11 protein-coding genes and 2 pseudogenes are annotated in these 10,470 nt (G+C 71.4%); 5 read left to right on the forward strand and 8 right to left on the reverse strand.

From position 1 onward, the window contains the following. Positions 1-33 precede the first annotated feature (33 nt). A complete protein-coding gene (locus tag FGD71_RS14110) occupies positions 34-1,410 on the forward strand; it encodes a gluconokinase (RefSeq protein WP_240436581.1) in 1,377 nt (458 codons plus the stop codon). Between the two features lie 267 nt (positions 1,411-1,677). On the opposite strand, the pseudogene FGD71_RS14115 reads toward FGD71_RS14110, so the two are convergent. Then, a pseudogene (locus FGD71_RS14115) lies at positions 1,678-2,354 on the reverse strand (ATP-binding cassette domain-containing protein); the annotation flags it as partial. Positions 2,355-2,917: 563 nt separating this feature from the next. Between FGD71_RS14115 and FGD71_RS48805 the strand changes: the two are divergent. Both FGD71_RS48805 and FGD71_RS14130 read left to right on the forward strand, forming a co-directional pair. Beyond that, complete coding sequence (locus FGD71_RS48805) at positions 2,918-3,073, forward strand: restriction endonuclease (protein ID WP_240436585.1); 156 nt, start codon at positions 2,918-2,920, stop codon at positions 3,071-3,073. A 7-nt stretch (positions 3,074-3,080) separates the two neighbouring features. Continuing rightward, positions 3,081-3,377, forward strand: a complete 297-nt coding sequence (locus FGD71_RS14130) for a hypothetical protein (RefSeq protein ID WP_240436582.1) — start codon at positions 3,081-3,083, stop codon at positions 3,375-3,377. Here the strand turns inward: FGD71_RS14130 and FGD71_RS14135 are convergent. Beyond that, positions 3,338-3,673 carry a winged helix-turn-helix transcriptional regulator gene (locus FGD71_RS14135; protein ID WP_119100784.1) on the reverse strand — a complete coding sequence of 112 codons (336 nt, stop codon included), beginning with the start codon at positions 3,671-3,673 and terminating at the stop codon, positions 3,338-3,340. The two genes, FGD71_RS14130 and FGD71_RS14135, sit on opposite strands and share 40 nt — an antisense overlap. 63 nt (positions 3,674-3,736) lie before the next feature. Here FGD71_RS14135 and FGD71_RS14140 point away from each other — a divergent pair, with 63 nt between their 5' ends. Then, entirely contained in the window at positions 3,737-4,579 is an 843-nt protein-coding gene (locus FGD71_RS14140) for an NmrA family NAD(P)-binding protein (protein ID WP_119100785.1), read from the forward strand. Between the two features lie 31 nt (positions 4,580-4,610). Here FGD71_RS14140 and FGD71_RS50145 read toward each other — a convergent pair whose 3' ends face one another. After that, a complete protein-coding gene (locus FGD71_RS50145; protein WP_119100786.1) occupies positions 4,611-5,219 on the reverse strand; it encodes a transposase in 609 nt (202 codons plus the stop codon). Between the two features lie 218 nt (positions 5,220-5,437). On the opposite strand from FGD71_RS50145, the gene FGD71_RS14150 reads away from it, so the two are divergent. Beyond that, positions 5,438-6,121 carry a phosphatase PAP2 family protein gene (locus FGD71_RS14150; RefSeq protein WP_119100798.1) on the forward strand — a complete coding sequence of 228 codons (684 nt, stop codon included), beginning with the start codon at positions 5,438-5,440 and terminating at the stop codon, positions 6,119-6,121. A gap of 32 nt (positions 6,122-6,153) precedes the next feature. On the opposite strand, the gene FGD71_RS14155 is transcribed toward FGD71_RS14150, so the two are convergent. The 5 genes and pseudogenes from FGD71_RS14155 to FGD71_RS14175 all read right to left on the reverse strand — a co-directional run. Then, a complete protein-coding gene (locus tag FGD71_RS14155; RefSeq protein ID WP_119100787.1) occupies positions 6,154-7,497 on the reverse strand; it encodes a glutamate-1-semialdehyde 2,1-aminomutase in 1,344 nt (447 codons plus the stop codon). 7 nt (positions 7,498-7,504) lie between these two features. Continuing rightward, complete coding sequence (rfbC, locus tag FGD71_RS14160) at positions 7,505-8,056, reverse strand: dTDP-4-dehydrorhamnose 3,5-epimerase (RefSeq protein WP_119100788.1); 552 nt, start codon at positions 8,054-8,056, stop codon at positions 7,505-7,507. After that, positions 8,053-9,300: a polysaccharide pyruvyl transferase family protein gene (locus tag FGD71_RS14165; RefSeq protein ID WP_119100789.1), complete on the reverse strand. Its 1,248-nt coding sequence runs from the start codon at positions 9,298-9,300 to the stop codon at positions 8,053-8,055. The genes rfbC and FGD71_RS14165 overlap by 4 nt, the downstream gene beginning before the upstream one ends. After that, positions 9,297-10,244, reverse strand: coding sequence for a glycosyltransferase family 2 protein (locus tag FGD71_RS14170; protein WP_119100790.1), 948 nt, complete (start codon positions 10,242-10,244; stop codon positions 9,297-9,299). Before FGD71_RS14170 ends, FGD71_RS14165 begins: the two co-directional genes overlap by 4 nt. Next, positions 10,241-10,470, reverse strand: a pseudogene (locus FGD71_RS14175) (hypothetical protein); the annotation flags it as partial. The gene FGD71_RS14170 and the pseudogene FGD71_RS14175, both read right to left, overlap by 4 nt.

Raw genomic sequence — 10,470 nt, forward strand, 5'->3', positions numbered from 1 at the left:
CGGGGCGAGAGCCCGCTTGGAACGGAGACAGTGATGAGCGACATGGGCGAGGTGGTGCTCGGCATCGACCTTGGCACCACCGCGACCAAAGTGGTGGCCGTGGACGGCACGCACCGGCCGGTGTCGACCGTCGAGCGCCCTGCCCCGCTGCGTACCGCACGTGACGGCGAAGCGGTGCACGACTCCGAGGCCGTCCTGGCAGGAGTGGTCGAGGCGGTACGCGAGAGCACCGAGGCCTGTGCGCGGCAGGGACTCGCGGTGAGTGGCCTGTCCTTCAGCGCCGCCCTGCACACCCTGCTCGCGCTCGATGCCTCGGGTGAGCCACTGACCCCGGCGCTGAGCTGGGCGGACACCCGCTCGGCCGACGTGGCCCGGAGGCTGCGCGCGGACGGCGGAGTCGGTGACGCCCTGCACAGGGCGACCGGCACGCCCGTGCACCCCATGGCTCCGGTGACCAAACTCGCCTGGTTCGGCGCGCATGAGCCGGAGCTGGTCCGGCGTACGGCGGCCTGGTGCGGTCTGAAGGACTTCGTCCTGTACCGGCTGACCGGCCGCCTGGTGACCGACCTCTCCTGCGCCTCGGCCACCGGACTGATGAACATGCACACCACCACATGGCATCCGCCCGCACTGGAGATCGCCGGAGTGCGCGCCGAACGGCTTCCCGAACTCGTCCCGCCCACCGAGGTGTTGGCGCTGCGACCGGAGCCGGCCACCGCACTGGGACTGCCCGCCGGGCTGCCGGTGGTCGCGGGAGCCGGAGACGGCCCACTCGCCAACGTCGCGGTCGGTGCCACCGCCCCAGCGACCGCCGCGCTGTCCCTCGGCACCAGCGGCGCTCTCCGCGTCGTTCGCCACCGTCCCGGCGTGGACGATCAGTGCCGGGTGTTCTGCTACTACCTCGCCGACGGGCTGTGGGTGATCGGTGGCGCGGTCAGCAACGCCGGGGTGGTCGCCCAGTGGGCAGCGGAGTCCTTCGGGGGAGCCGACGTCGCCGACGTGCTCAAGGAGGCCGCCGAGATCGAACCGGGGTCGGAGGGACTGGTCGCCTTGCCGCACCTGCTCGGTGAACGCGCCCCCTGGTGGGACCCGGACGCCCGCGGCGCCCTGATCGGGCTGCGTCGCGAACACGGCAGGGCGCACATGGCGCGCGCCATGATCGAGGGAGTCGGTCAGCAACTGGCACTGGTCCGCGCATCGTTGCACGCGGCCGGAGCACCCGTCTCGGCGATACGGGCGACGGGCGGCGCACTGCGCTCCCCGCTGTGGGCGGACGTCGTGGCCGCCGCCCTCGACATGCCGCTGGGGATAACGGACGACGCCGCGGGCTCCGGTCTCGGCGCCGCGTTGCTCGGCCACCGCGCACTCGGCACCCTGCCGTCGCTGACCGCCGCGCCGGTCGCGGCGTGACCCCACCGCACCGTGCGTCCCGACCCGATGGCCGCCCGCCGGCTGGCGGCCGCCCGGCCGCTGACGGAGCAGCTGTACCACTTGCTGCGCGGCGTGCTCTGACGAATTCGGGCGGAACTTCACCATCACGTTGGGCCGTGACTACGCCCTCCAACGACCCGGCCGTGCCCGTGCCCGTGCCCGCGCCCGTGAGTCTCCTGCTGCCGGAGGGCCAGGAGTTCTCCGCGCGGTACACAGTCCGGAACGGCCGGGTGTGGGGGCGGCTGGTCAGGCGAGACCGACGAGGTCGCGGTACTCCTCGTCCCACAAGTCCTCGTCCGCGTCCGGCAGCAGCAGGACGCGGTCGGGCCGCAGGGCGTCGATGGCGCCCTCGTCGTGGGTGACCATCACGATGGCGCCGGGGTAGGAGCCGACTGCGGCCAGGACCTCGTCGCGGGAGGCGGGGTCGAGGTTGTTGGTCGGCTCGTCCAGCAGCAGCACGTTCGCACCGGAGTGGACGAGCCCGGCGAGGGCCAGGCGGGTCTTCTCCCCGTCGGACAGCACCCCGGCCGTTTTGTCGGCGTCGTCGCCGGAGAACAGGAAAGCGCCCAGGACGCGCCGCACTTCGCCGTCGGTCAGGTACGGGGCCGCGTCAGCCAGGTTCTGCCGGACAGTGTGGTCCCGGACGAGGGTGTCGTGTTCCTGGGCGAAGTAGCCCAGCCGCAGTCCGTGTCCGTGCACGACCCGGCCGCTGTCGGGTTGTTGCTCGCCGGCCAGGATGCGCAGCAGGGTGGTCTTGCCGGAGCCGTTGAGGCCGAGGATCACCACGCGGCTGCCGCGGTCCACGGCGAGGTCCACTCCGGTGAGGACCTGGTGGGTGCCGTAGGACTTTTCAGGCTGATCGCGCCCAGCGGCATCCGTCCACACGGTTCCGGCTCGGGCAGCCGGATTTTCGCGAGGGCCTCGTCGACGATCGCTTGGTGCGGAAGTCAGTGGTGATGCCGAAGGCGACGGGTCGGCGGCCGAGGTGGGGTACGAGGTGCTGTGTCGACGCCATCACCGCATACGGATGACGAGTTCCGCGTCGAGGAAGGCTGCGCCGGCGAGCGGAGCGAACACGCCTGGGTAGCAATGAGGTCGGCTTCCGCCTGTCGCGGTGTCGCCGGAGAAATGACATCAGCCACTGGCCGATCTGCGCCCTTACCGATGTCCACAGAGCTGCTGAGACTGCTGCTCAGGACACGGGGAGGGCTTGGGTGGCGGCACGGAATCGACGTCGGTCGCACGGAAGCGCCGCGAGCAGCGACTCAAGGCGGGCTTGATCGGCGGTGTGGGCTGCCTCGTCCCGCTGGTCATCTTCTGGCAGATGATCTGGCCGTACCTCGTCGGTGGCCTCGTTCTCGTCGGGGGTGCCGTCTGCGGGTGGTGGCTGTGGCGTACGAATCGACTGGTCAAGGGACGTGATCACCAGTGGCGGCAGGAGGAGGCCCTCAAGGCCGGCCACCGGTCCCTGACCGAGGTGGACGCGATGTCGGGAGGCGAGTTCGAGGACTTCGTCGTGGATCTGTGCCGACGCGATGGATGTACCGAAGTTCGCCGGGTGGGTGGCTCGCACGACGATGGCGCGGATGTGTTGGGGTGTTTGCCGGACGGTCGGGCAGCTCGTCGAGGCCGGCGTCACTGAGGTGTTCATGGAGCACATCAACCTCAAGCGGTACATCCGCGAGCGCATGGACCAGGTCCTCGCCGACGAACCCGACGAGGTACGCGAGGCGTACGTACAGGCCCGCACCGAGGAACACCGCGAACAGCTCGACGCGATCGTGGCAGGCCTGCTGGCCAAGCACGGGCTGGCTGCGCTTCGACGAGGTCGTCCACCACGACGACAACGACGCCCTGCGGCAGAGGCTGGCCGGCTCGGCGTGAGCGCGTCGCACCGGCGGCAGTGTCAGGTGATGGCGTCGGGCTCGGGGTCGGGGACCGCCTGAGCCCAGGCGCCCATGGCGTTGAGGACGTCGCGCAGCCCCTCGCCGAGGGGGGTGAGCTGGTATTCGACGCGGGGTGGGATCTCCGCGTAGGCAGTGCGGATGACGATGCCGTGGGTCTCGAACTGGCGCAGCCTGCTGGTCAGCGTGTGCGGGCTGATGCCGGGCAGGGCCTCGCGCAGCTCGGTGAAGCGGTGCGGGCCGCGCAGGAGCTCGCGCACGATCAAGGTGGCCCAGGGGCCGTTGAGCAGGGCGAGGAACCGGGCGACACCGCACTCCGGGAGACAGGGGTCGGACATTTTTTGAGAGTAGCCCATTAGTGCAGTTGATGTAACTGGTGCAACACATGCACTAATGGGCCCATGACCTACGTGATTCATGGCGCCACCGGCGCCCAGGGTGCCCCCGTCGTCGCCGCTCTCGCCGCCGCGGGCAAGCCCGTGACCGCTGTGACCCGCAACGCGCACGCCGTCGTGGACGGCGCGCGCGTCGTGGCCGCTCCCTACTCCTCCGCCGTTGACCTGACCGACGCCTACCGTGGCGCCGCAGGGGTGTTCGTCCACCTGCCCGTGGCTTCGGAGGAGGACCGCCAAATCTTCGCGGGCAACATCCTCGCCGCCGTCCGTGCGGCCCGGCCGGCCCGTGTGGTGTTCTCCACCAGCGGTTTCCCGATCGATCCCGCCGTTGGCGGTGCCGCCTCGACGCTGGCTGCCGGCCTGGCCGACAGTGGCGTGTCCCATGCGGTGATCGCGCCCGAGCTGTACCTGGAGAACCTGCTCATGCCCTACGTCATGGACTCGGTCCGTGAGCGCGGTGTGCTGCCCTACGCGATCCGGGCCGACTTCCCCGTCTCCTGGGCCTCCCACCTCGACATCGCCGATGTCGCCGTCGCCTTGTTCGAACGCACGGACGTCACCGGTGCGGTCTCCGTCGGCCAGTACCCGGCGATCACCGGGCCGGATCTGGCCGAGGTGTTCGGCACCTGGCTCGGCCGGGACGTCGTCTTCGAGCCGATCACCCCGGAGGAGATGCGCACCTCGATCGCGCCCCTGATCGGGGAGGCCGCAGCCGCTGACATCGCGGGGGCCTACCAGGCGATGAGCACCATGCCGGACCGCTCGATCGCGCCGGAGACCTCCGCCCAGAAGCTGCTGGGCGTCACTCCCCGGACCACGAGCCAGTGGCTGGCCGACATCGGCGTCTGACCGACTTCACCCCTTGCTTCTGCGTTGTTGGTTAGGGTGGCAGGCTGATGGCGCCCGCGCGGGCCAAGTCAGACACGACGGGGGGCTCGTTGGTGGGGAGTTGGCGTCGGCAGAAGCCGAAGGGCACGTCGACCAGCGTCAGTGGCGTTGGATCGCTTGGCCGGAGCGGGCCTGGAAGTCGGCCCGGCCCGGTTCGCGCTTGACGTGTTTGCAATCTTGCTCGGTCCAGCCGTGCGCAGCCCGTACATCTGACGACCCCGGCCATGTCGGCGGGCGGCAGCGGGCAGTTCTCGGGGGCGCGGCATCGCGGTAGCGGCGGGTGACATGGCGTCGGCCCCGACGGGAGGGGGAGGTGCATCGCATCTGCCGGATGGTCGGCGAGGTAGGGCAGGGTGCGCGGCGGGTAATGCACGCGCTCGTCGGCCCGGACGCTGGTGGCCGCGACAATGCCGTTTCCGGCCCGCCCGTCGGAGCCGACGTACTGACGGGACACATAGGCCGTGGCGTGCCCGGACTTGTGGTCATCGAAGTCGTCCGGAAACAACGCCCCGCCGTCGTGGGGCCCGGTCGCCGGCGCGGGCATCAGCAGGTCGATCCGCGGGTCGTCGACCGGCTCGTGGTCCCACGGGGACCGGGACATGAACCACTGCTGCGCATGGCGGACAAGAAGGTCACCGAAAGCAGGCCGGGCAGTCTTCAAGAGGGCCTGGAGCAGGGGAAACAGGGAGTCGCTGATTCATGGCTGTCCACCGGTCGGATGAAGGGCAGCACCCTCGTCCTGCCTCAAGAAGTCACGATCCGGAACACCATCTACCGATCACGGCACAGCACCGCAGGTCGACCGGACGCGGTGTGCGTGTGACCGGCCGGTCGGCGCCCGCGGTGCTGCCCCCGTCGCTGCGCGTGTGGCTCGGGCTGATGGCGGTCCTCGCCGCGCTGGTGGTCGTCGTGCTCGGGGTCCTGTATGCCGACGAGGGCGAGCCCGGCATGGTGGACGCGCGGATCTGGGCGGCGGTGGACGGTATGCGGCAGCCATGGCGGAACGTCGCTCTGGCCACGGACTTCCTGGGGGAGCCCGTGGGAGCGGCGACGCTGGTCGCGGCCACCGTGACGGGCTGCCTGCTGCTTCGGCGTCCTCGCGCAGCGCTGCTCGTCGTCGTCGGCGCCGGCATGACCGTGGGGACGACAAAGCTGCTCAAGTCCCTGGTGGGACGCACCATCCATGGCGAAGACAACCTGTCCTACCCGAGCGGGCACACCGCCTTCCTCACCGCGCTCGCCCTCGTGGTGGCGCTGCTCGCGACCGGCCGGCTCGGCCTCGGTAGGACGGCGGGCACGTCACTCGTGCTCGCCGCGGCGCTGGTCGCCGGTGCCGCCATGGGCTGGGCGCAGGTCGCCCTGGGCGCGCACTACCCGACCGACGTCCTCGGCGGCTGGTGCACCGCGCTGGCGGTGATACCGGCGACCGCGTGGCTGGTCGACCGGATGGCCGACCGGCTGGTCGATCGGATGGCCGACGCCGGTCGGCGGGAGGGGCGCTGACGTCACGTCAAGTCAAGTCACGTCACGTCACGTCACGCCAAGCGGCGGAACACGGGCTTCACCGGTCGTCCGGCCAGCCAGGGGCTGGGGTCGGCGGCGTCCAGTGCCTTCCGGTACACCGCACATGCCTGGGCCACCACGTCGACGGTGTGCTCGATGTCGGCGTCGTCGAGCGCGCTGCTCACCACGAACGACGGGGCCAGCACCCCGCCCGCGAGGAGCCGGCGTAGAAACAGGGTGCGGTACTGCTGCGACGGCTGTCCGTTCTCGTCGAGGGTGGCGAAGACCAGGTTGCTGGCCCGGCCCCGGACGACGATGTGGTCGCCGACGCCCATGCCGGCCGCGGCGTCGCGGACACCGGCGGCCAACCGCTCACCGAGGGCGTGCAGCCGCGCGGTAATGCCCTCCTCGACGTAGGTGGTCTGCACGGCCATCGCCGCGGCCAGCGAGTGCGTTTCCGCACCGTGCGTGGTGGACAGCAGGAACACCCGGTCGCCGGAGTGCCGCAGCCCGCCCAGCTCCATCAGGTCGCGGCGCCCGGCCAGCGCGGAGACGGCGAATCCGTTGCCCAGCGCCTTGCCGAACGTGGAGAGGTCGGGGACGACGCCGTACAGGCCCTGGGCGCCCGCCTCGGACCAGCGGAAGCCGGTGATCATCTCATCGAAGATCAGTACGCAGCCGTGCCGGTCGGCCAGTTCGCGGAGGCCCTCGAGGTACCCGGGCGGCGGCTCGGTGTGGGTGGCGGGTTCGAGGATCAGGCAGGCGACCTCGTCCTGGTACCGAGTGAGCAGCTCCTCCGTGGCGGCCAGGTCCCCGTAAGGGAACGCGACGGTGAGCTCGTTGGTCGCCGCCGGAACACCGGCGGACATCGGCGTGGTGCCGATGAACCAGTCGTCGACGGAGAAGAACGGATGGTCGGCGCAGATGGCCACCCGCGGGCGCCCGGTGGCGGCGCGGGCGAGGCGCACCGCGGCGGTGGTGGCGTCGGAGCCGTTCTTCGCGAACTTCACCATCTCGGCGGTCGGCACCGTGGCCAGGAAGCGTTCCGCTGCTTCGACCTCCACGATGGACGGCCGGACGAAGTTGCTGCCGCGGTCGAGTTCCCGTCGCACCGCCTCGATCACGCGTGGGTGGGCGTGGCCGAGGCTGACCGACCGCAAGCCGGAGCCGTACTCGATGTAGCGGTTGCCGTCGATGTCCCACACGTGGGCACCGCGGCCGTGGCTGATGACCGGGGCCAGGTTCTCGGGGTACTGGTCGTCGCCCTTGGCGTAGGTGTGCGCGCCCCCGGGGATCAGGGCGTGCAGCCGCTCGTTCGCCTTCCGCGACCGGGGCAGGAGGAACTCCTCGGTCTCTTCGGTGTGTTCGGTGTCCACGCCGACCTCAACTCTCTTTCTGCTTCAGGACGTCGGCGAGGCTCGGCGCCTCCCGGTCCCGCTGGGACATCGATGTGACCGGCAACGGCCAGGGAATGGCGAGCTCCGGGTCGTCGAAGGCGATCGTCACGTCCTCGGCCGGATCGTGCGGGCGGTCGATCCGGTACGAGGTGTCAGCGGTTTCGGTGAGCGCCTGGAAGCCGTGCGCGCACCCCGCCGGGATGTACAGGGTCACCTGCGTCTCGTCGGACAGCTCGAAGAAGGCCCGGCCCAGGTAGGTCGGCGAGTCGGTCCGCAGGTCCACGACGACGTCGAAGATCCTCCCGTACGAGCACCGCACCAGCTTGGCCTCGCCTGCGCCGGAGCGCAGGTGCAGGCCGCGCAGCACGCCCCGGACCGAGCGGGACAGGCTGTCCTGAACGAAGGCGTCCGGGTCGAGGCCCACCGAGCGGACCACGTCGGCGTCGAAGGTGCGGCAGAAGAAGCCGCGCTCGTCGGCGTACGGCGTCGGCTCGAACAGGTACGCGCCGGCGATCTCCGGGACTTCGGTCGCTTTCATGGAGTCTCCTGCCGAGCGTGGGCGTGGGCGTGGTCGGTCGCCGGGAACAGGGCCGTGGTCAAGGCGGTGAATTGGTCGTCGAGTTGCCGAGCGGCGGCCTGGTTCCGCTCGGCGAGGGTGCGCCGCAGCTCCGCCGATCTCTGCTCCAGCGCCCGGAACTGCTCGAGCAGCCGGTCGGCGTCGGTCTCGCGAGCCGGGTGGCAGTACGCGTCCAGCCCCATCCGATTCATGAGCGCGTCGCTCTTCGCCGCATAGCTGAGTGCGAGCGTCGGCGTGCCGACCTTCAGCGCGCAGATCAGGTTGTGGTACCGGGTGGCCACGACGGTGTCGGCGGCCGCCATCTCCTTCATCAGGTCGGCCAGCGAGGCCGCCTCGGCAGCGGTGACCAGCGGCGAGTCCACCGCGTCGAGGATCGCGGCGACCACCGGCGCATCGCACTCGTCGCCGGTGAGCAGCCGGACCGGCCTGCCGTCCTCGACCAGCGCGCGGACGAAGCGGGTCGTCCCGTCGAGGTAGCGCCGGTGGATCTCCTCGGCCCGGGCGCGGTCGTCGTTGCCGCCGTGGAAGTCCATGACGCCGACGCAGACCGGGCCCGGTGGAGCCGACGGACCCGAGGGCGCGCTCGCCCGCGGCGTCGGCAGGGCGAAGGCGAGGTCCGGGTAGACCTCGTCGCGCGCGGTGTCCACGCCCATCGCCCGCATCGCGTCGCGGGACAGGGCGTCCCGGTACGACCGGTAGGCGGCCAGCCGCGCCGACCAGCGCACCAGGGCCCGGGTCGGCCGGTTGCCGATCGGGGCGGCGCCGACGCCGACCAGCGCGACCCTGGTGCCGAACAGCCGGCCGGTCGCGCAGAGCAGGAACAGCGAGTACGGGAAGCCCCACGGCCGCAGCGGCAGCGTGGCCTCCAGGACACCCATGCCCGGCACGATCACCACGTCGTGCCGGCGCACCCAGGCCGCGGTGCGGACGGCGTCGACGAGTTTGCCCAGACCCTTCGCCGCGATCGAGCCCGCACGTGACGCGGTCCGGTACTCCCCGCGGTACCAGTGCAGGCGCGTCGCGGGGATTCCGTACCGGGCCGTGACGACCTCGGGTCCGCCGCACAGCGCGTCCACGACCGCCTCCGGGTGCTCGGCGCGGAGATACCCGAGCACGGCCTCGAGCGACCCGTCGTTGCCGAGGTTGCCGGAGCCGAGCAGGCCGAACACCCCGACGCGCACCGGAGTTTCGTCCGCGGACGTCATGCCTGCCTCCCCTCACGGCCGGCGACGAGGGCGTCCACGGAGACGGTGAGCCGGCCCGGGTCGACTGGGGCGCGGTCCTCGACCCGCTCGCCGGCGCCCGGCCGGACCCGGCTGGCCATCCACGAGGCCAGGTGGCGGTAGCACGCGCGCCGGTCGGCCGGGGACAACGGCGCCCGCCGGATCGCCGCGACGAAGCCCCAGAGGTACTCGGCGAGCAGCCGGGGCGTCGGGTGCAGCGGGCCTGCCCGGCGCGGGTCCAGGTTGACGCACCGGGAGCGCTTGCTCGGGTTCGCCCGTTCGGCGCGGGTGGGGTGGTCGCGGCGGAAGTACAGCAGCTCCGGCACCTGGTGGAAGGGTCCGTGCAGGGTGATCTCGGCGACGAAGGTGCGGTCCGCGTGGTGGTAGCTGTCGTGCGGTTTCACCCGGCGCAGCACGTCAGCCCGCATCACCCCGTAGAAGTCGTCGCCACCGGGCTCGAACAGCAGGCTGCGGAAGCGCTCCGGCGCGTGCGGCGAGTCGGTGGCGAGCCCGTACTCGTACGGGACCTTCACCTGGCCGTCGCCGTCGATGACCGCCTGGCCGCTGTGCGCGAGGATCACGTCCGGCCGCTCGTCCAGCGCCGATACGCAGCGCAGCAGCAGGTCCCGGGCGTACAGGTCGTCGTGCGAGGCCCACTTGAACAGCTCGCCGCGGCACTCGGTGAACACGTAGTTGTGGTTCGGCGCGGCACCGATGTTCCGGCGCAGCCGGATGTACCGGATGCGCGAGTCCCGCGCGGCGTACTTTCGGCAGATCTCCTGGGTCCCGTCGGTCGAGGCGTTGTCGGAGATGACCAGCTCGAAGTCCTCGTAGGTCTGGCCGAGCAGGGCGTCGAGCGCCTCGGCAAGGTACTCCTCGCCGTTGTACACGGGCAGGCCGATGCTCAGCCTGGGTTGGGCGGTCATGAGGTCCTCACTTCGCGGATGGTGTTCTGGTGGTGCTCGCGCAGGGCGGACCGCAGGTGCAGCCACCACACGGCCGAGCCGCAGACGGTCGAGGCGGCGACGCCCCAGGCCGAGCCGACCGTGCCGGCCACGGCCGCCCCGCCGAGCCCACCGCCGACATAGCAGGCGGAGGCGAACAGCTGGCAGCGCAGGCTGCGCCGGGCCGCGCCGAGCGCGCGCAGCCCGG

Origin of the sequence: Streptomyces sporangiiformans (assembly GCF_005768555.2) — a bacterium.
GTDB lineage: Bacteria > Actinomycetota > Actinomycetes > Streptomycetales > Streptomycetaceae > Streptomyces > Streptomyces sporangiiformans.

What these genes read in the sequence shown, in the direction of transcription:
- FGD71_RS14130 (WP_240436582.1), top strand. Translation starts at nt 3,081, where the DNA reads ATGGAGCACATCAACCTCAAGCGGTACATCCGCGAGCGCATGGACCAG.
- rfbC (WP_119100788.1), bottom strand. Translation starts at nt 8,056, where the DNA reads ATGAAAGCGACCGAAGTCCCGGAGATCGCCGGCGCGTACCTGTTCGAG.
- FGD71_RS14165 (WP_119100789.1), bottom strand. Translation starts at nt 9,300, where the DNA reads ATGACGTCCGCGGACGAAACTCCGGTGCGCGTCGGGGTGTTCGGCCTG.
- FGD71_RS14170 (WP_119100790.1), bottom strand. Translation starts at nt 10,244, where the DNA reads ATGACCGCCCAACCCAGGCTGAGCATCGGCCTGCCCGTGTACAACGGC.
- FGD71_RS14135 (WP_119100784.1), bottom strand. Translation starts at nt 3,673, where the DNA reads ATGTCCGACCCCTGTCTCCCGGAGTGCGGTGTCGCCCGGTTCCTCGCC.
- FGD71_RS14110 (WP_240436581.1), top strand. Translation starts at nt 34, where the DNA reads ATGAGCGACATGGGCGAGGTGGTGCTCGGCATCGACCTTGGCACCACC.
- FGD71_RS14140 (WP_119100785.1), top strand. Translation starts at nt 3,737, where the DNA reads ATGACCTACGTGATTCATGGCGCCACCGGCGCCCAGGGTGCCCCCGTC.
- FGD71_RS50145 (WP_119100786.1), bottom strand. Translation starts at nt 5,219, where the DNA reads ATGTCCCGGTCCCCGTGGGACCACGAGCCGGTCGACGACCCGCGGATC.
- FGD71_RS48805 (WP_240436585.1), top strand. Translation starts at nt 2,918, where the DNA reads ATGTCGGGAGGCGAGTTCGAGGACTTCGTCGTGGATCTGTGCCGACGC.